The sequence below is a fragment of the Bradyrhizobium sp. LjRoot220 genome, from assembly GCF_964252915.1.
In the GTDB taxonomy this organism is placed as follows: domain Bacteria; phylum Pseudomonadota; class Alphaproteobacteria; order Rhizobiales; family Xanthobacteraceae; genus Bradyrhizobium.
The window spans coordinates 1-24,761 of the sequence record NZ_CAXUPS020000003.1 but is presented as its reverse complement, the minus strand read 5'-3'; the positions used below and the strand labels follow the sequence as shown (position 1 = coordinate 24,761).

The window sequence follows — 24,761 nt, the reverse complement described above, 5'->3', positions numbered from 1 at the left end:
CAAAACTGTGACTTAGCTTACAACTCACGCGAATCTGACCGAATAAATCATGTTAACCTGAAATTAACGATAAGGCGCGGTTAAGCACCATCCCATGGATAGGGCAGCCTCGCGCCTGAAAAGGTTCGATAATATTTTAGGGAAACCGGCGAGACAGATTTTAAGCTGTTTTGCGCTTTCCGGCCCGGTATCGCCCGTTTTAAGCAGATCAAAAGCCCACCTGCCCAGGATGCCCCCAGGGAAATGATCCGGTCACGAGCAGGTTAACGAGCCTGCCGATAATGCCCGGACGAGGGGTGTCAGATGGCGATCTCAGATTATCCGCGTGCGTTGCGCGCAACCTTTCTCGGGTGCAGCTTGCTCGCAAGTAGCCTGGCCTGGTTTGGGCCGGTGGCCGCGGGGACGCTGCTGTCACCCGGCACGGCGGTTCTGATCAAGAAATCCGTCGAGCCGTTCGGGCAGCCCACCGCGATGCTTCTCGACGGCAGGCTGCACCAGAAATGGCAAAGCCTGCAGCGTCGCCTCGACGACGAAATGGTGCAGCTGGCGCTGTGCGAGGGCGACCGCGAGGGCTGCGTCTCGCCGGCCGCGCTGCAATTTCTCGCCATCGTCGATGCCGCCAGGCTGCGCGAGGGCCGCGCCCGGCTCGGCGAGATCAATCGGGCCATCAACCTTGCGGTCAAGGCGACGAGCGATCTCGCACAATATGGCGAACTCGACGTCTGGGCCTCGCCGCTCGCGACGCTGACGCGGGGCGGCGACTGCGAGGATTACGCGATTGCGAAATTCGTGGCGTTGCGCCTGGCCGGGATTGCGCCCGACGATCTGCGGATCGTGATCATGCGCGACACCATCCGCGGCGGGGACCACGCCGTTGCCGCCGCGCGGCTGGACGGGCGGTGGCTGATGCTGGACAACCGCCGCATGGCGATGGTCGAGGATTCCGACATCCGAAACGTCCGGCCGACCTACATGCTCGATCGGCACAGCGTCATGCGTTATACCGACGCGCCCGTCCTCGTCGCATCAAGCAGCAATCCCGAGGCGCCGGTCGTCGTCAACTCGCTGGCAGCACCCAGCCCTATTGCGCCTGCCGATCAGGCTCTGCCGCAGGCAGACTGAAAATAGTCAGACTGCCATTCCCATTTCGCAGCGATCATTGCGCAACTGCATGCTGCGTCACGCCTGCGTTGTAGCCGACCGATGCGGTATCGCGGTGCGCGATATATGCTGCGCCTCTGGAATATCGGATGCAAGGCTTCTGCGATTTCCATGGGTGATCGGATACAATGCGAGTGCTTGCGCCATGCTGCGGTGCAGCCGGATCGCGTCCTCGGTCGGCTTGGCGAAAACAAGGCGATACGAATTTTCTCTTTTTCTTTTCGCACTCGCCTTTGATTGACGCCATCGTTCCCACCGGCATACGATCTCGCCAGATCCGCTAGAGATCATTAGGAGGGGACTAGAATGACACGTTCGCCGTGCGTCGATTCTGTTTGCGGTTTTTTTCCTGAAAGCTTTCCCAATCTGCATCGGCCGCTTCGCCTTGCGCTGGCGATCGGGTTTGGGCTCGCGATCTCTTCCACGGCGGCCCTCGCGCAAAGTCCCGCCAAGGGATCGCCGGATCACATCAAGGCCGTTACCGCGGCCGTCGACGGCGCCTCGATCAAGGCCAACACCGCAACCTCGAACGACTGGCCGACCATCGGCCTCGACTATGCGGAAACGCGCTTTTCCAAGCTGAACCAGATCAACACCGACAACGTCAAGAAGCTCGGCCTGGTGTGGAGCTATCCGCTCGAATCCTCCCGCGGCGTCGAGGCGACGCCCGTGGTGGTCGACGGCATCATGTACCAGACCGCGTCGTGGAGCGTGGTCCACGCCATCGATGCCCGCACCGGCAAGAGACTCTGGACCTTCGATCCCGGCATCGACAAGGAGAAGGGCTACAAGGGTTGCTGCGACGTCGTCAACCGCGGCGTGGCGCTGTGGAAGGGCAAGGTTTTCGTCGGCGCCTATGACGGCCGCCTGATCGCGCTCGATGCCGTGACCGGCAAGAAGGTCTGGGAAAAAGACACCATCGCCAGCAAGGAGCATTCCTACACCATCACCGGCGCGCCGCGCGTGTTCAACGGCAAGGTGGTGATCGGCAATGGCGGCGCCGAATATGGCGCGCGCGGCTACGTCACCGCCTATGACGCCGAGACCGGCAACCAGGCCTGGCGCTGGTTCACGGTGCCCGGCGATCCATCGAAGCCGTTCGAGGATGAATCGATGGCGGCGGCGGCCAAGACCTGGGATCCGGCCGGCAAATACTGGGTCAACGGCGGCGGCGGCACCGCGTGGGACACCATCACCTTCGATCCCGATCTCAACCTGGTCTATATCGGCACCGGCAACGGCTCCCCGTGGAACCGCGATCTGCGCAGCCCCGCCGGCGGCGACAATCTCTATCTCGGTTCGCTGGTGGCGCTGAACGCCGACACCGGAAAATATGCCTGGCACTACCAGGAAACCCCCGGCGATCATTGGGACTACACCTCGACGCAGCCGATGATCCTGGCCGACATCAATATCGATGGCGCGCCGCGGAAGGTCATTCTGCACGCGCCGAAGAACGGCTTCTTCTTCGTCGTCGACCGCACCAACGGCAAGTTCATCTCGGCCAAGAACTTCGTCGATGTGAACTGGGCGACCGGTTACGACGCCAATGGGCGGCCGATCGAAGTACCGGCGGCGCGGGGCAAGGATCCGTATGACAGCATTCCCGGCCCGTACGGCGCCCATAACTGGCATCCGATGTCGTTCAATCCGCAGACCGGCCTCGTCTATCTGCCGGCGCAGAACATTCCGGTGAACCTGACGCCGGAAAAGGCGTTCAAGCATAATGCTCAGGAGCCCGGTAAATTCGCTTCGGCTGCGGGCTGGAACGTCGGCTTCATGCTGAATGCGACGCCGCCGAAGGCGCCCGCCTTCGGCCGGCTGCTGGCCTGGGATCCGGTCAAGCAGAAGGAGGTTTGGCGCGCGGAATATGTCGCGCCGTGGAACGGCGGCACGCTCACCACCGCAGGCAACCTGGTTTTCCAGGGCACCGCTGACGGGCGCTTCATCGCCTACAACGCCACGTCAGGCGAAAAGCTCTGGGAGTCGCCGACCGGCACCGGCGTGGTCGCGGCGGCCTCGACCTACATGATCGACGGCAAGCAATATGTCTCGATCGCGGTCGGCTGGGGCGGCGTGTTCGGCATCGCCGCACGCGCCACCGAGTTGCAGAGCCCGGGCACGGTCTACACCTTTGCGGTCGACGGCAAGGCGCCGTTGCCGGCGTTCGTGAAGTACCAGACCGAAGGCCTGCTCGCCGGCGTCAAGTACGACCCGAAGGACGTACCCGAGGGCACCGCGCTCTATGTCACCGCCTGCGCCCAGTGCCACGGCGTGCCCGGCATCGACAAGGGCGGCAATGTCCGAAACCTCGGCTATGTGACCAAGGAGACCATCGAGAACCTGAAGGACTTCGTGTTCAAGGGCCCGTTCCGCGACCGGGGCATGCCCGACTTCACCGGCAAGCTGACGGAAGCGGACGTGACCAAGATCGCAGCCTTCATCCAGGGCACCGCGGACGCGATCCGGCCGAAACCGGCCGAAGCCACGGCGCAGCCGAAGAAGTAACGGAAGCGGCTTCAAGCCAAACAAGGAAGGGCTGCGCGAGACAATCGCGCAGCCCTTTTTCGTTGGAGCGCCGCGTTGACGATGGCCGGCTGATTGCATCCAGCACACCGCCGAGGTGATTAGCCGAAGAAGTAGCAGCCGTCATTGCGAGCGAAGCGAAGCAATCCATAGCGCGGCATAGCGGATAGATGGATTGCTTCGCCGCTTCGCTCCTCGCAATGACGGAGGAGTCCGCAGAACACAACTAAAAAAGGGCTGCGCGAGATGATCGCGCAGCCCTTTCGTCGCTTGGAAGGTCAGCCTTCGGAAGGCGAACCTATGTCAGAACATCAAGCCTTCCTTCACCAGCACCCAGCGGCCGTTCTTGATCTGCTGGATCTGCGTCACGGTGCTGGCGAGGTGGTTGGTCTTGGAGAAGATGGTCGGCGGCGAATTGAAGATATCCATGAACTTGTCGCCGGATTCCAGGGCATCGAGCAGCTTCTGGCCGGTGAGATCCTTGCCGGCCTTGTTCACAAAATGAGCGAAAGTCACCACGGAATTGTAGCCGATGATGGCCTGGGTGTTGGCGTCCGCACTGAACATCTTCTTGTAGTTGGCGAGCCAATCCTTCACTTTTCCCTTGGCCGTATCCTCATAGGGAATCTCGAAAGCCGCGGCAGCGTAAAGCCCTTCCACTGCTTCCTTGCCGAGCGTCGGCACTTCAAGCACGTTGGTCGGGGTGGCGCCGAGGAACGTCACGTCCCACCCGAGTTTCTTGGCTTCGCCCATTGCACCGATGGTCTCGCGGATCACCGTGCCGAGCACGACCACGTCGCAGCCGTCGGATTTCATCTTGGCGATCTGCGCCGAGAAATCGGAGACGCCGCGCTTGTAGCTGGTGATCGACGCTGGCGTCAGCTTCATCGCGGCGACCTGCTGGTTGAAGCCGTCAAGCACGTTTTTACCGTACTCGTCGTCCTGATACATGATGCAGGGCTTCTTGAAATTCTTGGCCTCGACCATGAATTTGACCACCGCACGGGTGCTCTCGACATAGGGCAGCAAATTGCTGAACTTCAGCCTTTCCTGCGGCTTGGCCGGATCGAACTTGTAAGTGAATTCGGCCGCGCTCAGCGGAAACAACTGCAGCACGCCGGCATCGAACAGGATGTCCTGCGAGGCCAGCACGGTCGGCGAGCCCATCGGGCCTACCATCGCGAAGATCTTGTCGCGCTCGACCATCTTTTGCGACGCCAGCACGGCGCGCTTCGGATCGTAGCCGGAGTCCTCGATGATCAGCTTGATCTTGCGGCCGTTGATGCCGCCGGCGGTGTTGATTTCCTCGACCGCCATCTTCATGCCGTTGGAGACCGGAACGCCCCACATCTTGATCGGCCCGGACAAATCCTGATGGGTGCCGATGACGATCTCGCTCGCCGAGATGCCTTCATTGGTAACCTTGGTTTGCGCTGAGGCCGGCAGATGGGTCAGCGCAAGGGCGCTCACCGCAAGGCCCAGCGCCTTGAACGATTTCGACATTGCAGTCTCCTCTTCGTTGGCCCGTGTTGAGCGAAGGGCGGGGCCTTATTATCCTTCGCCGTTTCTACAATTTGGGTTCAAAAGTCTTCGTTCACGCCACCGCCCGCTCGCCGTACATGGCGTTGATCTCGGCGGCGTAACGCTTGTTCACGAAACTGCGCTTCAGCTTCATGGTCGGCGTCAATTCCTCGTCCTCGGGCGTCAATTGTCGCTCGATCAGGAAGAATTTCTTGATGGTCTCGACCCGCGCGAAGTTGACGTTGACCGCCTCGATCTCGCGCTGGATCAGGTCCTGGATCTCGGGCGCGCGGCACAGGCTCGCGTAGTTGGTGAAGGGAATGTCGTGATCCTGCGCGAACTTCTCGACGTTCTCCTGGTCGATCATGATGAGACAGGTGAGGAACGGCCGCTTGTCGCCGATCACCACGGCATCGGAGACGTAGGGCGAGAACTTCAACTGGTTCTCGATCTCGGAAGGCGTGATATTCTTGCCGCCCGAGGTGATGATGATGTCCTTCATGCGGTCGGTGATCCGAACGAAGCCCTCATTGTCGATCGAGCCGACGTCGCCGGTGTGCAGCCAGCCCTTGGCGTCGATGGTCTCGGCGGTCTTTTCCGGCTGGTTGAGGTAACCCATGAACAGGAAGTCGCCCTTGATCAGGATCTCGCCTTGCGGGGAAATCGCGACCTCGCCCCAGGGCGCGGCCTTGCCGACCGAGCCGAGCTTGATGCGGTCGGGCGGCATCACGGTGGCCACCCCGCAATTTTCGGTCTGGCCGTAGACCTCGCGCATGTCGATGCCGAGCGCGAGATACCAGCGGATCAGATCCGGCGCGATCGGCGCCGCACCGGTGAAGGCGAGACGGCAGCGATCGAGCCCGAGCATGCGACGGATGTTGCGGAACACCATCCAATAGGCGAGCCGATTGGCGAGCCGCAAGGCCAGCGGCGGCGTTTCGCCCTCGAGCTTGCGCTCGGTCATGCGATGGCCGATTGCCAACGCCTGGCGGTACATCCAGTTCTGGAACGGGGTCGCGTCCTTGAGTGCAATCGTGATTCCCGAATAGAATTTTTCCCAAACCCGCGGCACCGCCAGAAACGCGGTCGGCTGTACCTCGCGCAGATTGTCCGGCACGGTTTCCGGGCTTTCGGCGAAATTCATCACCGATCCCAGCGCCAGCGAAATGTAGTAACCGCCGATCCGCTCGGCGACGTGGCAGAGCGGCAGGAACACCAGCCGCTCTTCGGCGTCGGTGGAGGGGAACAGATCGTTGGCGTGGCGCATCTGGTGCGTGACGCTGCGATTGGAATGCATCGCGCCCTTGGGCGGGCCTGTGGTTCCGGACGTGTAGACCAGAATGGCAAGATCGCCCGCGCTGCGGCTTGCGATCATCGCATCCCACAGTTCGGGGTTGTCGTGACTGTGGTTGCGCCCGAGCGCGGTGAATTCGGCCAGCGACATCACCATCGGGTCGCTGAAGCCGGAAAGGCCTTCCATGTCGAACACGACGATCTTCTGCAGGGTCGGACAGCGCGCGCGGCACGACAGGATCTTGTCGAGCTGCTCTTCATCCTCGGCGAAAAGGACCCGCGTCGAGGAATCGTTGATGAGGTATTCGACCTGGACCGCCGAGTCAGTCGGATAGATCCCGGATGAGACGCCGCCGGCGCAGAGAATGCCCATGTCGGCATACACCCACTCGGGAACCGCGTTCGCGATGATCGAGGCGACGTCGCCCGGCTTGAAGCCGGTGGCATGCAGGGCGTAGGCGATATCCTTCGATATCTGCAGCCACTGCCGCCAACTGGTCGGCTGCCAGATGCCGAACTTCTTTTCGCGGATCGCCGGCCGATCGCCGCGCGTCTCCACGGAAAGCAGAAAACTCCTCGCTATCGTGTCGGCGACCGTCAGCACTGCCGGTCTGGCCATGCTCGTTTTCTCCCTCTTTCACCTGCCCGAATGCCGCTTTGGGCGGTCTTTTTCCGTAGCAGGGCTTCGAATTTAGCCTCAACTCAGCCTTAAAGCCACGTTCTTCAGCGCCAGGTTTTCTTCTTTTTCCAGCGCCGTTCGCCGCGGGCGCCTTCTTCCTTGGCGCCGAGATAGAATTCCTGGATGTCCTTTGAATGCATCAGCCGCTCGCAGCTGTCGTTCATGACGACCCGGCCGATTTCCAGCACATAGCCGTAATGCGCCGTCTCAAGCGCCACCTTGGCATTCTGCTCGACCAGCAGGATCGACATGCCCTGCTCCTCGTTGACGCGCTTGATGATGGTGAAGATCTCCCTCACCAGGAGCGGCGACAGCCCGAGCGAAGGTTCGTCCAGCAACAACAGCGTCGGCCGGTTCATCAGCGCGCGGCCGATCGCCAGCATCTGCTGTTCGCCGCCGGAAAGCTGGCCGGCCGGCTGGTTGATGCGCTCCCTCAACCGCGGGAAATAGCCGTAGACCCGTTCGAGATCCTCGGCGACGCCGTCGCGGTCCTTGCGCGGGTAGGCGCCCATCATCAGGTTCTCGCGCACCGACAGGAACGGGAACACCTCGCGTCCCTCCGGCACATGGCTGAGGCCAAGCCGCACGATCTTGTCGGCTTCCATGCGCGTGATCGACTTGCCCAAAAATTCAATCGACCCCTTCTGCGGATCGAGAATGCCGGAGATGGTTTTCAGCACGGTGGTCTTGCCGGCGCCGTTGGCGCCGAGCAGGGTGACGATCTGGCCGCGCGGCACTTCGAGGCTGATGCCCCGGATCGCCTGGATCGGCCCGTAATAGCTCTCGATATTGCTGAGCTTGAGGATGATGTCGGAAGCGCTCATGGCATCACCCTCATGCACCGAGATAAGCGGCGACGACGTCGGGATGGCGCTGCACGTCGGAAGGCGATCCCATCGCGATCACCTTGCCGTAGTTCAGCGCGATCACCCGATCCGATACCCGGTTCACCAGCGACATGTCGTGTTCGACCATCAGCACGGTAATGCCGAGGTCGGTCTTCAAATCGCGGATCCAGAACGACATGTCGCCGGTTTCCTCGACGTTCAGCCCGGACGACGGCTCGTCGAGCAGGATCAGCTTCGGCTCCGAGCACAGCGCGCGGGCAAGTTCGATCACCTTGCGGACGCCGTAGGGCAGTCCCGAGATCAGCTTGTCGCGATAGACTTCGAGGTCGAGGAATTCGATCACCTGTTCGACGCGGCGGCGATGCGCCTTTTCGTGGGCGCGCACCTTCGGCAGGAACAGCAATTCCTCCCACAGCTGCGTGGTGGAGTGGCGATGCCGGCCAACCAGGAGATTGCTCAGCATGGTCGCATTCTCGAACAGCTCGATGTTCTGGAAGGTGCGGGCGATGCCGAGGCCGGCAATTTCGTAAGGCGGCCGCTGGGTGATGTCCTGATCCTCGAAATAGATCTTGCCCGAGGTCGGCGGGTAGATGCGCGAGATCAGATTGAAGATCGAGCTCTTGCCGGCACCGTTGGGACCGATGATCGAAAGAATTTCGCCCTTCTCCACCGCGAAACTGACGGCGTCGACGGCTTTGAGGCCACCGAAGTGCAGCGACAGGTCTTCAGCACGGAAATAGCTCATCGGTTCCGCTCCGACTTCACATAGATCTTCTGCCGCTTGAAGGTGGCGCGCTTGTACAGCGGGAACAGCTGGAAGAAGAGTTTGATCTTTAGCCAGCGTCCGTAGAGGCCAAGCGGCTCGAACAGCACGAACAGCACGATGATCAGGCCGTAGATCGCGCCCTTCAGCCCGTTGGCGGAGGCGATCGCAGCCACGTTGTCCCTGATATTTGCAACCGCGTCCTTGCCGGCGCCGAACGTGGCGGCAACTCCCGCGATGATGCCGGGCAGGTCGTCTTTCAGGTAAGTCAGGAACGGATCGATCATGACCAGGAAGATCGCACCCAGCACCGCGCCGTGCAGGCTGAAGGTGCCGCCGATCAGGATCACGATGATGAACTCGATCGAGAGCTGAAGGGTAAACATTTCCGGGCTGATAAAGGACAGCTTGTGCGCGAACAGAACGCCCGCAAAGCCGGTGATCGCGGCGCTGATCGCAAACGACTTCACCTTGTAGAGCGAGACGTTAATGCCCATGCTGCGCGCCGCCGTCTCGCTGTCACGGATCGCGACGAAGGCCCGGCCGGTCGGCGAGCGCAACAGATTGAGCGTGCCGAGAATGGTCAGAATCAGGAAGCCCAGACAAACGAAATAGAAGCCCGGGCTGTCGCGCGACACCGCGGTGCCGAGCAGTTGCATGGTCTTGATGCGCATGCCCTCATTGCCATGGGTCACGCTTTCCCAGCGCGCCAGGATTTCCTCGACGATGAAGGCAAAGGAAATCGTTGCAATGACGAGATAGATGCCCTGCAGCCGCAGCGCCGGGAATCCGACCAGCGCGCCGACCACGCCGGTCAGCAACCCCGCGGCCAGGAAATACACCGGAAACGGAACGTTGTATTGCTGCAGAAAGGCCGCCGTGTAGGCGCCGATGGCGAGAAACGCGGCGTGGCCGAGCGACGCTTGCCCGGTAAAGCCGGTCAGGATCATCAGACCCACTCCGACGATGGCGTAGATGCAGACGAACACCAGCTGGCTGACGATATAGCTGGAGAGCACGAACGGCGCGACCGCCAGCAAGGCCAGCAGCGTGCCATACGTGACCAGATAGCCACTGTGCGGGAACAGCCGGATGTCGTCTTCGTAGTCGGTCTTGAAGAGAAAACGCATCGCTGCCCCTAAACCTTCTTGCGCGTATGAACGCCGAACAGGCCTTCGGGCTTGAGCAGCAACACTACGAGGAGAACGATGTAGGGCGCGACATCCTTCCAGCCTTGCGGCAGGTAGAAGCCGGCCATGCTCTCGATCACGCCGATCAGCACGCCACCAACTACCGCTCCCGGAATCGAGCCGAAGCCGCCGAGCACGGCGGCCGGAAACGCCTTCAATCCCAGCACTAGGCCGACGTTGGAATGAATGAAGGTGATCGGCGCAAGGAGCACGCCGGCGGCGGTGGCGACCGCAGCGCTGATCGCCCACACGATCGACACCACACGCTTGACCGGAATGCCCATGTAATAGGCAGCCAGCATGTTCTCGGAACTGGCGCGCATCGCGGTGCCGAGCGTGGTGCGGTTGAAGAACAGATACAGCAGCGCGCAAAGAATCCCGGTCGCGGCGATCACCGAGAGCTTGTCATGGGCCAGCACCAGCGAGCCGATCCGCAGCACGCCCTGGCTGAACGGCGTCTCGATCTTGAGATCGTCGGTGCCCCAGATCATGCCGGCAATGGAGCGCAGGAAATAACCGAGCCCGATGGTCACCATGATGATGGAAAACTGGGGATAGCCGAGGATCGGGCGCACCACCACGCGTTCGGCCAGCATGCCAAACAGCGCCATGCAGATCACCGCGCCGGCGAATCCGAGCCAGTAATTAAGGCCGAGCATACCGATGAACGTGAAGGCGAAGAACCCGCCCAGCATCATCAAATCGCCCTGGGCGAAATTGACGACTTCGGTGGCCTTGTAGACCAGCACGAATCCAAGCGCGATAAGGCCGTAAACGCAGCCAAGCGCGATGCCACTCACCAGTTGCTGAACGAAGTCCAGCATCGTTTCCCTCCCCCTGGATGCCCGGCGATTCTACTGATCACCCTATTGCATCCCGCCTTCACGCTCTTGTGTCGAAGCGCTGAAGGCCACACATGTCCGGCCCCATTGAGACCAAAGCGCCGACAACTGTCAACAGAGTGCTGGTTGCGGCCCGGCGTTAACAATTGCGGACAAATGCCGCAGGGTGGAAGTGGCCTTGCAAGCGCATATCCGCGCGATTTGGGGCCTTCGATTCACCGTGCCGAAAGTTCTTCGGTCCATGGTTCGCGGTGACACATGAACCCGGACCGTCCCGACATCATGAACCCCGATGTATCAGCGTTGCAGGTGCGAGGGTTAACGAAGCGTTTTGACCGCCCAGCGGTCGACGCGCTCGATCTCACGGTTCGGTCAGGCGAATTCTACGCCCTGCTCGGCCCCAACGGCGCCGGCAAGACCACGACGCTGCGGATGGTGGCCGGCCTGCTGCGCCCCGACGCCGGTGCTGTCTCTATATTGGGCATCGATGCGCTGGCCGATCCCGTCGCCGCCAAGCAGATCATGGCGTGGGTGTCGGACGAGCCGATGATTTATGACAAGCTGACGCCGCTGGAATATCTCGAATTCGTCGCCGGTCTATGGGGCGTCGATGCCGCCGTTGCCGAATCATCGGCCCAGGACCTTCTGGTGTCGCTCGGGCTCGCACCGCATCTGCACGAGCGCTGCGAAGGATTTTCGAAAGGCATGCGCCAGAAGGTGGCGCTGGCCGGTGCACTGGTCCATGACCCCCGCCTGATCATTCTGGACGAGCCGCTTACCGGCCTCGATGCGCTGTCCGCGCGTCACGTCAAGGGATTGCTGCAGGCGCGCGTCCGCGCCGGCTGCACCGTGATCATGACGACGCATATTCTGGAAGTCGCCGAACGCATGGCCGACCGGATCGGCGTCATCGCCGCGGGCCGGCTGGTCGCCGAAGGCACACTGGCCGAACTGCGCCAACAGAACGGCCGTGGCGACACCAGCCTCGAAGACATGTTCATCGCACTCGTCGACACCGACGCGGCCGCCGCATGAGTTCGGCGACGGCGATCAGCTGGTTTGCCCGGCACGAAATCCGGCTGGCGTGGCGCGAATGGCTGGCGATGATGACCGGCTCGCGCGGCAAGCGAAAGCGCGCGGTGATCGGGCTGCTCGTGCTCGCCGCCTTCCTGCATCTGCCGGCCTATGCGGTGATCGGCCGCTTTGCCGATTTGCAGGCGCCGCTCGACAAGCCGACGCTGATCGTGATGTCGGCAACCATCTTCCTGGCCTGGGCGCTGATATTGTCGCAGGCGATCGAATCAGTGACGCGCGTGTTCTATGCGCGTGCCGATCTCGATTTGATCATGTCGTCGCCGGCCAGACTGACCAACGTCTTCTCGGTGCGGATTGCGGCGATCGCGCTGTCGGTCACGGCCATGGCGCTGCTGTTGTCGAGCCCGTTCGTCGACGTTCTCATCATCGGCGGCGGCATCAGGTGGTTCTCGGCGTTCGGCGTCGTCATCGCCATTGGCCTATCCGCCGCGGCGGTTGCGATCGCGATCACGGTATTGCTGTTTCGCTTGATTGGCCCGAGCCGGACGCGGCTCGCCGCGCAAATCCTCGCCGCCATCATCGGCGCGGGTTTTGTCATCGCGCTCCAGGTCGCCGCGATCCTTTCCTACGGCACGCTATCGCGGTTCACGGTGCTGACATCGGCCGCCGCCGCGGCCTATGCCCCCGATTTCGACAGTCCGCTGTGGTGGCCGGCGCGCGCCGCGATCGGTGACGGCCAGGTACTGTCGATTTTGCTGGCCGGCAGCCTCGTGCTGCTCGGCGGCGTGATGGCGATATTCTCGCCGAAATTCGCCGGCACCGTCGTCAGCGCGTCCGCGACCACAACGATCCGTCGCGGATCTCGCGCCACCTCGTTTCGTCGCGGCTCGCGCCAGGCGGCCCTTCGCTGGAAGGAATTCATGCTGCTGCGGCGCGACCCCTGGCTGGTGTCGCAGAGCCTGATGCAACTGCTTTATCTGGTGCCGCCGGCCTTGATGCTGTGGCGCAGCTTCTCCGACAGCTCGGCGGCGACCGTCCTGATCACGCCCGTCATCGTAATGGCGGCCGGCCAACTCGCCGGCGGTCTGGCCTGGCTCACGATTTCAGGCGAGGACGCCGCCGACCTGGTCGCGACCGCCCCGATGCCGCCGGGCAGTGTGATCCGCGCCAAGGTCGAAGTGGTGATGATCGCGATCGGCGTGATCTTCACGCCTTTGGTTGCCGCTTTGGCGTTGGCCTCACCGGTGCAGGCGTCGATCACCGCCATCTTCGTCGTCATCGCCACGGTGTCGGCGGCTGCGATCCAGCTCTGGTTTCGCGTCCAGGCCAAACGCAGCCAGTTTCGCCGCCGCCAGACTTCGTCGCGGGTGGCGACGTTCGCCGAAGCGTTTTGCTCGATCGGATGGGCGGCGACCGCGATCCTGGCCGTCACAATCCCGATTGCCGCCGTCATCAGCGGCGCCATGACCGCATTGATGCTGGCCGGGACATGGAAGATCAGCCCGCGGCGGGACTGAAGCTCAGCCCGCGACGGGGCTGATGCAGAAGCGCCGGGAGTTCAGCATGAACCTTGGCGGACCGAACCCAGACAAAGCGGTATCTTATTGAAGTTGAGATAGATTTCAGACAGCCGGAATGGCCCGGACGACCCGGCCTTCGTCGTCGATTCGTGTCGCAGGCTGGGCTATCTTGCCGAAGCACTACCGCGGCAGCATGTGGCCCCTCGGGAAATGAGCACTGGAGAAAGCGCGATGAGCGAAACCATCAACGTCCCGGCGGTCATGGTGGATGCGTCCGCAGTCGCGCGGATCAAGTCGGAGATCGACATCTCCGATCGATCGCGCATCGTCACCTTCGGTGATCGCGCGCAGCGTTCGGTCGTCGAGTTCGCGGACCGCATCCTCGCCCAGACCCAGAACCGGGAGCTCGGCACCACCGGCAAACTGTTGTCAGACATCCTTGGCAAGGCGCGCGGGCTCGATCCCGCGACGCTCAAGGACAGCGGCTTCTTCACCCGCCTGTTCTCCTCGATGGAATCGCGCCTGCGGCGTTTCTCCGAACAATTCGGCGATGTCGCCTCGCAGATCGACCGGGTCTGCGTCGAACTCGACCGCAACAAGGAAACCTTGCGGCGCGACATCGCCGTGCTGGATGAACTGCACGAGCAAACCAAGGCATCGCTCGGCGACCTCGATTCGCATATCGCCGCCGGCAAGACCTTTGCCGAGGATTTCCGCCGTGGCCGGCTGGTCGAGCTGGAACAGGCCGTGAAGGCGGCCGGCGAAGGCAGCGACGCCTTGCTGGCGGCGCAAACCTATCAGGACGCCGCCCAGGCGCTCGACCGGCTCGAGAAGCGCGTCTTCTATCTGCAGCAGGCGCGCCAGATCGGCATTCAGCAATTGCCGCAGATCCGCATCGTGCAGTCCGGCGACGAGACCCTGATCGAGAACCTGCAGGCGACGACCGAACTCGCGATTCCGGTCTGGAAGCAGAAAATGATCCTGCTGCTCGGCCTCACCCGCCAGAAATCCGCGCTCGACCTGCAAAAGACCGTCACCGACGCCACCAACGAGATGATGAAGCAGGCTTCGGAGATGATGAAGACCCAGGCGATTGAGATCGAAAAGCAATCGCAGCGCGGCATCATCGACATCGCGACGCTGGAAAAGACCAACAGCGATCTGGTCGATACGATTTCGGGCGTGCTCAACGTCCAGGCGGAAGGCCGCAAGAAACGCGCCGAGATCGAGCAGCGGATGGCGCAACTGACCGATGAGCTGAAATCAGCGATGTCCAAGTCGATCCCAACCGTCTGATCCAGGCATTTCGCGCGGTGCGAGGTTACAACCGAATGCTATCAGGCTTTTCAACCATGAACTGGATCGCGGGCGGCGCCGCGGCCGCTGTTCTGCTGCCGGTACTGGCGATCGGCGCCGGCATGCCGTTCTGGGTCGCCTGCATCGTCAGCGTGGCGGCGGGCGGCGGGCTGGTGAGCGCGTTTGCGCCGCGCAAACCGTTCGAGGGGCTGGATGCCAGCGGGGCGGCGCGCGGCAAGATCGAGTTCGCGCGGGAACTGCTGACCGAGGCCGAGCCGCTTGCGGTTCGGCTGGAGGTCGCGGTGAGTTCGATCGGCACGCCCAAAGTCGCCGACCGCGTCCGCCATTTGGCGCGGGTATCCCGCGAGATCTTCGCAGGCGTCGAAGATGACCCGCTGCGTGTCGATCTGGTGCGCCGCTTCCTCACCTATTACTTGCCGCGCGCGGCCGAACTCGCCGAGGCCTACGCCCTGCTTGAAAAGGGCGGCGTGCGCGACATGGCGCGCATCACCGCGACCGGCGAACTGATCGACCGGCTCGATACCGCCTTCACCCATTACGCGCGGAATTTGCAGGGTGCCGACCTCGGCAATCTGGACATTGAGCTCAAGCTGCTGAGGAGCTCACTCGACGAAGATCTCGGGCCACCACCGCCGCAACTCGGCGCACCCGCAGGCCCAGGGAATGAGAGAGCCTGACCGAACGGATCGACCAGGTACTGCCGATGCCCGATGCGCCGGTCATGCTGGCGCTGCTCGATCGGGTGGCGACGGCTTACGGGCAAGGCTTGCGGCTCGTGGGGGTCGGGCTTTTGCCGATCTATTGATAGTAAGGCTTTTCTGCCTTACATTGTAATAAGGGTCCGCGAGGAGATTTTGCCATGAGCACACTCACCGTCACGGCCAAAGGCCAGGTAACGCTGCGCAAGGATGTGCTGGAGCACCTTGGGGTGCATCCGGGCGAGAAGATCACCGTGAACAAGCTTCCTGACGGTCGGATCGAGGTGAAGGCCGCCCGGCCAACTGGGAAAATATCGGATGCTTTCGGTTTCCTGAAGCGGAATGAGGGGCCATCTCTCTCGATCGAGGAGATGAATAAAATCGCGGCTCGGGGATGGGCCGGCAAGCGATGAAACTCACTGCCGATACCAACGTGCTCGTTCGAGCCATTACCGAAGACCACGAGCAGCAAAGCAGAGTGGCTCAGACGGCACTAAAGCGAGCCGAAATAGTGGCGGTTTCGATACCGGCGCTTTGCGAGTTGGTCTGGGTGCTCTCACAAGGTTACAAGATTCCGTCTGGTGAAATTGCCGAAGCGATCCGACGATTGATCAATGCTGGGAATGTAGCCGTAGACCGTTCTGCTGCCGAAGCTGGACTGGCTTTGCTGGACAGCGGGGGTGACTTTGCCGACGGCGTCATCGCCCATGAAGGGAATTGGCTTGGGGCCGACACCTTTGCTTCGTTTGACAGGAAGGCCGTTAAGCTGATGGAAGCGCAGGGTCAGTCCGTACGGCTGCTATCCTGACCGGGATCGATCCGCGCCCTGCGGCTTCCCCAGCTTCACCCGCTCGATCACGTCGCCCCAGCGCTTGATCTCCGACTCAATGAACGGGAACATCCCGGCCTTTTTGCAGCAGCATCGGGCGAGTGCAGCAGGATAGGAGTTTTTCGGCACTCGTGGCAATGCGGCAAACTCGACTTACGCCTTGATCAATTCCAGCACCGCCGCCGCGAATGCTTCGGGTTGTTCCTGCGGCAGATTATGTCCCGCGCGCGGCACCACACGGTGGACCCGGCGGCCGGTGAATTTCGGCGCGCTCTTGCTGCCATCGGTGGCCGGGCTCACGCCATCCCGATCGCCATCCAGCGTGATCGTAGGCACCGCAATGGCCGGCTGCGCCGCCAGCCGGCGCTGCAGATCGGCATATTGCGGATCGCCCTCGGCGAGACCAAAGCGATGGCGATAGCTGTGGATCACCACGTCGACGTAATCGGGGTTGTCGTATGCCGCCGCCGTACGATCGAAGCAGGCGTCGTCGAATTGCCAGTTCGGCGACCATTGCTGCCACAATAGTTTGGCGATGCCGCGCCGGTTGGCGGCCAGCCCTGCCCGGCCGCGTTCGAGCTGGAAATAGTACTGGTACCAGAGCGACGCCTCGCGGTCCGGCGGCGCCGGCACCATCGCGTTGGCAATATCCTGGATGTTGTAGCCGTTGACCGACACCAGTCCGATGCAGCGCTCCGGCCAGAGTGCCGCGCCGATACAGGCCGCCCGGCCGCCCCAATCATAGCCCGCGAACACCGCGCGCGCGATGCCGAGCGCATCCAGCAGCGCCATCAGGTCCGCGCCCAAGGCCGCCTGCTCGCCCGAACGTCGCGTCACACTGTCGCGAAACCGGGTCGGACCGTAGCCGCGCAGGTAGGGAACGATGACGCGGCACCCCGCGGCGGCAAGCTGAGGAGCCACGTCCACATACGCGTGAATGTCGTAAGGGAAGCCGTGCATCAGCATCACGGCCGGCCCATCCGCCGGCCCCGCCTCGTAATAGGCGATCTCGAGCACGCCGGCGTCGATACGGCGCAGCGGTTCCAGCCGCGTCGACGATGGTGCGCGCGGGGCATTTTGGGTAGGCGCTTGTTCGGTCAAGGCATCGCTCCGTGGTGGCATCCGGCCACACGGTATCGCCTGACGCCACTGAAGCAAATGCGGCACAGGAGCTGTGCGCGATTGGCATCATGACGGACGCCGGATTCGGCGATACACTGCACCAGCGGCCGTCGCCGCATACGGATCATGCCATGCTGCGATCGCTCGTGCTTGCCACTGCCTTTCTCGGTTCGCTGATCATTCCGGCGACCGCGCAATCGCCGCTGCGCAGCGAATGCCTGGCGATGGCCAACGCCCCGCCGCGCGCGATCCCGGTCAGCCTTCGCCACACCGCAGCCAAGGTGGAGGAAGTCGCGATCACCTATGTCGGGCATTCCACCTATTACATCGACACGCCCGGCGGCGTGCGGATCGGGACCGACTTCAACGGCTACTACCAGACCGGGCGGCTGCCCGACGTCGTCACCATGAACCGGGCGCATTCGACGCATTTCACGCTGTTTCCGGATCCCAAGATCAAGCATGTGCTGCACGGCTGGGGCGAGAAGGGTCAGCCTGCGCTGGTCGGCCTGCGCGTCGACGACGTCTATATCCGCAACGTGCCCACCGACATCCGCCGCTACTACGGCGATGGCGCCGGCGGCGAGATGATCCGGGACGGCAACTCGATCTTCATCTTCGAGGTCGCCGGGCTTTGCATCGGCCATCTCGGCCATCTGCACCACAAGCTCGACGACAGCCATTTCGCCGCGATCGGCCGGCTCGATATCGTGATGGTTCCGATCGACGGCACCTTTACGATGTCGCTCGACGGCGTTTCCGAGATCACCAAGCGCCTGCGCGCCTCCGTGGTGCTGCCGATGCACCGCTTCGCCACCCCGCTCGACGAATTCATGCGCCTGATCGGCAAGCAGTTCGAGATCGACCAGCGCACCGAGCGCACCCTGAAGATTTCGCGGGAAACGCTGCCCCGCACGCCGACGGTGATCATTCTCGACGGGGTGTGAAGCAAGCATCCGATAGATTACCATCGTCATTGCGAGCGCAGCGAAGCAATCCATAGTACGGCAAGCGGAGAGATGGATTGCTTCGCTACGCTCGCAATGACGGGAAGCAACAACAATAATCGGGAGTGACCATCGATGGCCGTCAGCACTGCACCCGCCTCCAGGAGCGGGCTCTATGCCGATCCGCGCGAGGACTGGCTGGCGCAATACACCGAGGAGATCCTCGACCCCGGCCGTCCGATCGTCGATCCGCACCATCATCTCTGGGATCGCGGCGGGCTGCGCTACATGATCGAGGAGATGGCGGCCGACATCGCCTCCGGCCACAACATCATCGCCACCGTCTATGTCGACTGCCGCTCGATGTATCGCGCGCACGGGCCCGAGGCCTTTCGCCCGGTCGGCGAGGTCGAGTTCGCCAACGGCGTCGCCGCGATGGCGGCGAGCGGCGGCTACGGCAAGGCCGCGATCTGCGCCGGCATTGTCAGCCACGTCAATCTCCTGCTCGGCGACGACGCCAAGCCGGTGCTGGAGGCGGAGATCGTCGCCGGCAACGGCCGCTTCCGCGGCATCCGGCATTCCTCGGCATGGGATGCCGACCCCAATGTCGCCGGCATGTATGCGACGCGGCCGCAAGGCCTGCTGCTCGATCCGACATTCCGCAAGGGTTTTGCCTGTCTCGCCCCGCTCGGCCTCAGCTTCGATGCCTGGCTGTTTCATCCGCAGATCGGCGAACTCACCGATCTCGCCCGCGCCTTTCCGGATACCAAAATCGTGCTCGATCATTGCGGCGGCCCGATCGGCATCGCCAGCTATGCGGGCCGGCGCGAGGAGATCTTTGCGGTCTGGAAGGCCTCGATCCAGGAGATCGCCAAGTGCCCGAACGTCGTGGTCAAGCTCGGCGGGCTTGCGATGAGCCTGCTCGGCTATGACTTCCACTTGCGTCCGAAGCCGCCGACCTCGGAACAGGCCGCCGCCGCGTGGCATCCTTATATAGAGACCTGCATCGAGGCCTTCGGGCCCAGCCGCTGCATGTTCGAGAGCAATTTTCCGCCGGACAAGGGCCAGTGCAGCTACCAGGTGATCTTCAACGCCTTCAAACGGCTCGCCGCTCAATATAGCGAGGCCGAGAAGACGGCGATGTTTTCGAAGACGGCGACGGATTTCTATCAGCTGAAGCTCGCCTAGTTCACGGCGGAAGTGAGCTTACGCCCACTCGCCTTTGCGGAATACCGGGACGCTGCTTCCGTCGGTGTGAATCCCGTCGATGTCGGTCTCGGCCGAGCCGATCATCCAGTCGATATGAATGAGGCTCTTGTTGCCGCCTTGCGCCGCGATCTGCTGCGGCGTCAGCTTGCCGCCGTCGATGAAGCACTTTGAGTAGCATTGGCCGAGCGCGATGTGCGAGGCGGCGTTCTCGTCGAACAGCGTGTTGAAGAACAACAACCCGCTTTTGGAGATCGGCGAGGAATGCGGCACCAGGGCCACCTCGCCGAGACGCGCGGCGCCCTCATCGGTGTCGAGCACCTTCTTCAACACTTCCTCGCCGCGCGAGGCCTTGGCATCGACGATGCGGCCTTCCTCGAAGCGAACAGCGATGTTGTCGATCAAGGTGCCCTGATAGGACAGCGGTTTTGAACTCACGACATGCCCGCTGACGCGCCGGCAATGCGGCGTGGTGAAGACTTCCTCGGTCGGGATATTGGCGTTACAGGTGATGCCGTTTTTGGCCATCGACGCGCCGCCTTCCCATTCGTGGCCGTCGGCGAGGCCGATCGTAAGATCCGTGCCCGGCCCCGAATATTTCAGCGCGTGGAAGCGCTGGCCGTTCAGCCATTGGGTCCGCTCGCGCAGCACCGCGTTATGTTTCTCCCAGGCGGCGACAGCGCCATCCTGATCGACACGCGAGGCCGCGAAGATCGCCTCGGCGAGCTTTGCCACCGCGACATCCTCGGCAACGTCTGGAAATACCTGCTTCGCCCATGCCGGGCTCGGATAGGCGATGATGTTCCAGTTGGTTTCGAAATTGACGATCTTTTCCAGCGCCGGCTGATAGGCCATCGAATTGGCCTTGCTGGCCCGCGCCACCTTGGTCGGATCCTCGCCCGACAGCAGCATCGGATTATCGCCGACGATCGCCAGCCGCGCGGTGTTATTGCCGAACGCCTTCGCCATGCCCTCATAGAGCCAGCCGGCGGCGCGATCAAAACCGTCATCATGGCCGTAGCGATAGCGCGACAGCGTGATCTCCTCGTCCGACAGGAACGGCGTCACCAGGCCCGCACCGGCCTTGTAGGCATGCTCGGCGATTTTTCGCACCAGCGGCAGCGCCACCGAGGGCGCGGTCAAGAGCAGGTCCTGCCCCGGCTGCAGCTGCAGGCCGACTTTCACCGCGACTTCGGCGAGGCGGTCAAGCTTCACGGGGTCGATCGGCGTCGAAAAATTACGTTCGTGTGCGGTCATGACCGGTCCTCAAATCAATCGTTGCTACAGAGATAGGCGAATCGGCGCGATCCTTCAACGCTTCGACGCCGCCAATACGCGGTCGACCATCTCAGGCGCGAGGCCGAGATAATTCTTCGGCGACGTCAGCCGGTCGATGGTCGCGCGATCGATGCGCGATGCGACCCGCGGGTCCGCGGACAGCGCATCCGCCAGCGTCATGCCTTTCTCATTGGCGATACGGCAAGCTTCATAGACGACGTCGTGCGCTTCCTGCCGGCCGATGTCGGGCGCCAAGCCCATCATCACGGCTTCCGCGACGATCAGGCCGCGGCTGATATCGAGATTTTCGGCCATCTTCTTTTCGTCCACGATCAGGCCGCCCAACGCAAATTTGGCCTGATGCAGCGCGCCCGCGGTGAGGACAAAACTTTCCGGGACCGCCATCCATTCGGCATGCCAGGGCCCGGTGGCGCGTTCGAAATCCTGCACCATCGCGTCCAGCATCAAACCAGCGTGCTGGCGCACGCCCTTGCACGCCGCCAGCATCAGTTCGGACGAAATCGGATTGCGCTTCTGCGGCATGGTCGAGGACGCGCCGCGACCCTTGACGAACGGCTCGTAAACTTCGGCGAATTCCGTCGAGGCCATGATCATGACGTCGAGCGCGATCTTGCCGAGCGAGCCGGTGACGAGACCGAAAAAATTGATCACTTCTGCCAAGCCGTCGCGCGCGACGTGCCAGGTCGAGACGGGGACACCGAGGCCGAGTTCCTCGCACAGCGCTTGCTGGACCTCAAACCCGTTGTCGCCGAGCGAAGCCAGCGTGCCGGCGGCGCCCGCGAACTGACCGACAAGCACGCGCGGCTTCAATTGTGCGAGACGTTCGGCGTGGCGGTCGAACATCGCCAGATAAATCGCGGTCTTGTAGCCGAACGTCACCGGCAGCGCCTGCTGCAGATGGGTGCGCCCCGCCATCGGCGTGTCACGGTAACGCTTGGAGAGGTCGGCGAGGATGCCGCGGAGGGCTGTGATATCAGCCTCGATGATTTCGAGCCCGGCGCGGACCTGCAGGACCACGGCGGTGTCCATGATGTCCTGCGTGGTGGCGCCCCAATGCACATAGCGGCCCGCTTCGCCGCATTGTTTTGCCATCTGGTGCACCAGCGGCAGGATCGGATAACCGACGATGTCGGTCTCGCTGCGCAGCAGCTCGAAATCGAACGCCGAGGCGTCGGTTCGTCGTGCGATCTCCTCGGCCGCTTCCGCCGGGATCACGCCGCAGCGCGCCTCGGCCTTCGCCAGCGCAATCTCGACCTCGGCGTAACGCGAGATCAGGCTGAAGTCCGAGAACACTTCCCGCATCGCCGGCGTGCCGAAGGCATCGCGGAACAGGATGGAGTCGAGAACGGTGGTCGAAGTCGGAAAGGTGGGCATCGTCGGGTCCTTCGAATCGTGCTCTAGGGATGACGAACACTCAGACCATCGTCACGCCCCTCAGTCGCGGAATTTTTTCTTCTTCTTCCCGAACGCAGGTTTGGCAGCCCCGGCATGCTTCGGCTTGGCGGCGTAAGCGGGCTTTTCCCGAAACGGCCGCTTTTTATCGTATCGCCTTTCCTTGTCGAATCCAGGCGTCTTTTCGCTGCGAGGCTTGTCGTCATACGGCTTGCTGTCGCGGGATTTGCCGCCGGGCGGCTTGTTGCTCCAAGGCTTGTCGCCTCGAGCTTTTTCGTCGCGAGGCTTGTCTTCGCGAGGCTTGTTGTCCCAAGGCTTGTTGTCCAAAGGCATGGCATCCCGCGGTTTGTCCTGCCAAGGCTTGCCGTGCGGCCTCGGCGCCCTTTCCTCACGCTCGCGCGCGGGCGGACGCTGTTCGGCCGCGGGCTCGCCCTGCGGGCCCTCGGGCAGCGACTCGATGCGAATATTGTCTTCCTTGTCGGGACGGCGCAGGTTTCCGACAAACTTGTCGGCAGCGCGCGCGGAAATCTCGAACTCGGTCGTCGTATCCATGACGCGGATGGCGCCGATATCCGTCTTGTCGATGCCGCCGCGGCGGCAGATCATCGGCAGCAGCCAGCGCGCTTCGGCATTCTTGCGGCTGCCGATCGAGGCGCGGAACCAGACACTGCCCTCGCCCATGACATGGCGCGCCGACGGTTTTTTCGGCTTCGAGCGCGCATCGGTTCGGCGATCCTCGCCGCGCGGCGCCCGGCTGTCGCGTTCGCGGCCGCGCTCCTCGCGGCCCCGGCTGCGATGCTCGCCGGGATCGATGATGTCCTCGGGCGACGGCAACCGCGCGCGATAGAGCCGCGCCAGTGCGGCGGCGATATCCTCAGCCGACCGCTCGGCGAGCAGGGCCTGCGCCAGCATCAGATCCTCCGGCGTGGTTTCTTCCGCGAACAGCGCGTCCTTTAGCATGCGCTCCTGGTCGAGCTTGCGGATTTCATCGGCCTGCGGCGCGGTGCCCCAGATCGCATCGATACCGGCCAAATTCAGCAGCACTTCCGCGCGCCGCTTGCGCGCCGGCGGCACCAACAGGACGCTGACGCCCTTGCGGCCGGCACGGCCGGTGCGGCCGGAGCGATGCTGCATCACTTCGGGATCGTTCGGGATATCGGCATGGATGACGAGGTCGAGATTCGGCAGATCGATGCCGCGCGCGGCAACGTCAGTCGCGACGCAAACCCGGGCACGACCATCGCGAAGCGCCTGCAGTGCGTGGGTGCGCTCGTTCTGGGTCAATTCGCCTGACAGGGCCACGACCGAGAAGCCGCGCTCCGACAATGTCGCCTGCAAATGCCGCACGGCCTCGCGGGTATTGCAAAACACCAGCGCGCTCGGCGATTCGAAGAAGCGCAGGGTGTTGACGACCGCATGGTCGACGTCGCCGGGCGCGATCCGGATGGCGCGGTAATCGATGTCGGCGTGACCGCCTTCGTCGCCACCGACCTCGATCCGGAACGCTTCCTGCTGATATTCTTTTGCGAGCGCGATGATGACGCGCGGCAGGGTCGCCGAGAACAGCAGCGTGCGCCTGGTCTCCGGCGTGGTCTCGAGGATGAATTCCATGTCCTCGCGGAATCCCAGATCGAGCATTTCGTCGGCCTCGTCGAGCACAACGGCCTTCAATTCGGAAATGTCGAGGCGGTTGCGCCTCAAATGATCGCACAGCCGGCCCGGGGTGCCGACCACGATGTGGGCGCCGGCCGCAAGCTCACGCTGCTCGCGGCGCGGGTCCATGCCGCCGACGCAGGAAACCACGCGGGCATCGGCATATTGATAGAGCCAGGCGAGTTCGCGATGGACTTGCAACGCCAACTCACGCGTCGGCGCGACGATCAGCGCCAGCGGTGCGCCCGCGCGCTCGAAGCGCTCGGCATCACCGAGCAGTTCGGCTGATATCGCCAGCCCATAGGCGACGGTTTTGCCAGAGCCGGTCTGCGCCGACACCAGCAGATCGCGGCCGGCAGCGTCATTCGCCAGCACGGCGGTCTGCACCGGCGTCAGGGAATCAAAATTGCGCTCGGCCAAAGCTCGGGCGAGCGGCGGACTTGTGGTCAGGGATGTCACGAGATCAGAACCTTAATGGGCGCTTTTGCGCCGGAAACACCTGACAACGCCACCAACCAAACGGTCGAAGCTGCCGGCTGCAGGATGCGCGGGTCCCATGACCCGAACGATTTGAATGAGATAGGCACCCTTTAGGCCATTCGCAGCCAAAGCGCCATGGAATGTTGGTGGAGGCTGCATTGCGTCGTTAACGGCGGGGTTATGGTGTTGATATCGTTACCATATCTACATTCGTCATTGCGAGCGAGGCGAAGCAATCCATCGGGATGCCGCTCCACCCCCAACTGTCATCACCCGCAAAGGCGGGTGATCCAGTACGCCGCGGCGTATCGGTTCAATCACTGCTGTCTCTGGGATACTGGATCACCCGCCTTCGCGGGTGATGACAACTGAATATGTGTTTGCATTCTCGCGACGCATTGCGCCCGAGCTTTTGCCAGTAATTTCCTTGCCCTCTCATA

20 protein-coding genes are annotated in these 24,761 nt (G+C 62.8%); 10 read left to right on the top strand and 10 right to left on the bottom strand.

Annotation, left to right across the window (positions count from 1 at the left end; genetic code table 11):
• Positions 1-303: 303 nt before the first annotated feature.
• Positions 304-1,122: a transglutaminase-like cysteine peptidase gene (locus ACSQ84_RS14185; RefSeq protein WP_436212311.1), complete on the top strand. Its 819-nt coding sequence runs from the start codon at positions 304-306 to the stop codon at positions 1,120-1,122.
• A 345-nt stretch (positions 1,123-1,467) separates the two neighbouring features.
• Complete coding sequence (locus ACSQ84_RS14180; protein ID WP_436212310.1) at positions 1,468-3,669, top strand: PQQ-dependent dehydrogenase, methanol/ethanol family; 2,202 nt, start codon at positions 1,468-1,470, stop codon at positions 3,667-3,669.
• Between the two features lie 321 nt (positions 3,670-3,990).
• Here ACSQ84_RS14180 and ACSQ84_RS14175 read toward each other — a convergent pair whose 3' ends face one another.
• From ACSQ84_RS14175 to ACSQ84_RS14150, 6 genes are all read right to left on the bottom strand, one after another.
• The gene (locus ACSQ84_RS14175; protein ID WP_436212309.1) at positions 3,991-5,190 is read right to left on the bottom strand and encodes an ABC transporter substrate-binding protein; all 1,200 of its coding nucleotides are present in this window, start codon (positions 5,188-5,190) and stop codon (positions 3,991-3,993) included.
• A 91-nt stretch (positions 5,191-5,281) separates the two neighbouring features.
• On the bottom strand, positions 5,282-7,120 hold the full coding sequence (locus ACSQ84_RS14170; protein ID WP_436212308.1) for an AMP-dependent synthetase/ligase: 1,839 nt from the start codon (positions 7,118-7,120) through the stop codon (positions 5,282-5,284).
• A gap of 104 nt (positions 7,121-7,224) precedes the next feature.
• Complete coding sequence (locus ACSQ84_RS14165; RefSeq protein WP_436212307.1) at positions 7,225-8,004, bottom strand: ABC transporter ATP-binding protein; 780 nt, start codon at positions 8,002-8,004, stop codon at positions 7,225-7,227.
• Positions 8,005-8,014: 10 nt separating this feature from the next.
• Positions 8,015-8,773, bottom strand: a complete 759-nt coding sequence (locus ACSQ84_RS14160; protein WP_436212306.1) for an ABC transporter ATP-binding protein — start codon at positions 8,771-8,773, stop codon at positions 8,015-8,017.
• On the bottom strand, positions 8,770-9,921 hold the full coding sequence (locus ACSQ84_RS14155; protein ID WP_436212305.1) for a branched-chain amino acid ABC transporter permease: 1,152 nt from the start codon (positions 9,919-9,921) through the stop codon (positions 8,770-8,772). The genes ACSQ84_RS14160 and ACSQ84_RS14155 overlap by 4 nt, the downstream gene beginning before the upstream one ends.
• An 8-nt stretch (positions 9,922-9,929) precedes the next feature.
• Complete coding sequence (locus tag ACSQ84_RS14150; RefSeq protein ID WP_436212304.1) at positions 9,930-10,805, bottom strand: branched-chain amino acid ABC transporter permease; 876 nt, start codon at positions 10,803-10,805, stop codon at positions 9,930-9,932.
• A gap of 300 nt (positions 10,806-11,105) precedes the next feature.
• Here ACSQ84_RS14150 and ACSQ84_RS14145 point away from each other — a divergent pair, with 300 nt between their 5' ends.
• The 6 genes from ACSQ84_RS14145 (at position 11,106) to ACSQ84_RS14120 (ending at position 16,201) form a co-directional block, all read left to right on the top strand.
• Positions 11,106-11,858: an ABC transporter ATP-binding protein gene (locus ACSQ84_RS14145; protein ID WP_436213072.1), complete on the top strand. Its 753-nt coding sequence runs from the start codon at positions 11,106-11,108 to the stop codon at positions 11,856-11,858.
• Positions 11,855-13,375, top strand: coding sequence for a permease (locus ACSQ84_RS14140; RefSeq protein WP_436212303.1), 1,521 nt, complete (start codon positions 11,855-11,857; stop codon positions 13,373-13,375). The genes ACSQ84_RS14145 and ACSQ84_RS14140 overlap by 4 nt, the downstream gene beginning before the upstream one ends.
• Before the next feature lie 213 nt (positions 13,376-13,588).
• Positions 13,589-14,674 carry a toxic anion resistance protein gene (locus ACSQ84_RS14135; RefSeq protein ID WP_436212302.1) on the top strand — a complete coding sequence of 362 codons (1,086 nt, stop codon included), beginning with the start codon at positions 13,589-13,591 and terminating at the stop codon, positions 14,672-14,674.
• Between the two features lie 56 nt (positions 14,675-14,730).
• A complete protein-coding gene (locus tag ACSQ84_RS14130) occupies positions 14,731-15,372 on the top strand; it encodes a 5-bromo-4-chloroindolyl phosphate hydrolysis family protein (RefSeq protein ID WP_436212301.1) in 642 nt (213 codons plus the stop codon).
• 182 nt (positions 15,373-15,554) lie between these two features.
• Positions 15,555-15,806, top strand: coding sequence for an AbrB/MazE/SpoVT family DNA-binding domain-containing protein (locus ACSQ84_RS14125; protein WP_436212300.1), 252 nt, complete (start codon positions 15,555-15,557; stop codon positions 15,804-15,806).
• Positions 15,803-16,201 (top strand): type II toxin-antitoxin system VapC family toxin, encoded by a 399-nt coding sequence (locus tag ACSQ84_RS14120; protein WP_436212299.1) that lies wholly within the window; start codon positions 15,803-15,805, stop codon positions 16,199-16,201. Before ACSQ84_RS14125 ends, ACSQ84_RS14120 begins: the two co-directional genes overlap by 4 nt.
• 174 nt (positions 16,202-16,375) lie before the next feature.
• On the opposite strand, the gene ACSQ84_RS14115 is transcribed toward ACSQ84_RS14120, so the two are convergent.
• On the bottom strand, positions 16,376-17,260 hold the full coding sequence (locus ACSQ84_RS14115) for an alpha/beta fold hydrolase (protein ID WP_436213071.1): 885 nt from the start codon (positions 17,258-17,260) through the stop codon (positions 16,376-16,378).
• Positions 17,261-17,475: 215 nt separating this feature from the next.
• Between ACSQ84_RS14115 and ACSQ84_RS14110 the strand changes: the two genes are divergently transcribed.
• Complete coding sequence (locus ACSQ84_RS14110; RefSeq protein WP_436213070.1) at positions 17,476-18,291, top strand: MBL fold metallo-hydrolase; 816 nt, start codon at positions 17,476-17,478, stop codon at positions 18,289-18,291.
• A 135-nt stretch (positions 18,292-18,426) separates the two neighbouring features.
• Entirely contained in the window at positions 18,427-19,479 is a 1,053-nt protein-coding gene (locus tag ACSQ84_RS14105; RefSeq protein WP_436212298.1) for an amidohydrolase family protein, read from the top strand.
• A gap of 18 nt (positions 19,480-19,497) precedes the next feature.
• Here the strand turns inward: ACSQ84_RS14105 and ACSQ84_RS14100 are convergent, their stop codons facing one another.
• The 3 genes from ACSQ84_RS14100 to ACSQ84_RS14090 are packed head-to-tail and all read right to left on the bottom strand — an operon-like array spanning position 19,498 to position 24,300.
• Positions 19,498-20,754, bottom strand: coding sequence for an aminopeptidase (locus ACSQ84_RS14100; protein ID WP_436212297.1), 1,257 nt, complete (start codon positions 20,752-20,754; stop codon positions 19,498-19,500).
• 54 nt (positions 20,755-20,808) lie between these two features.
• Positions 20,809-22,170: a class-II fumarase/aspartase family protein gene (locus ACSQ84_RS14095; protein ID WP_436212296.1), complete on the bottom strand. Its 1,362-nt coding sequence runs from the start codon at positions 22,168-22,170 to the stop codon at positions 20,809-20,811.
• A 60-nt stretch (positions 22,171-22,230) separates the two neighbouring features.
• Positions 22,231-24,300 carry a DEAD/DEAH box helicase gene (locus ACSQ84_RS14090; protein WP_436212295.1) on the bottom strand — a complete coding sequence of 690 codons (2,070 nt, stop codon included), beginning with the start codon at positions 24,298-24,300 and terminating at the stop codon, positions 22,231-22,233.
• Positions 24,301-24,761 lie beyond the last annotated feature (461 nt).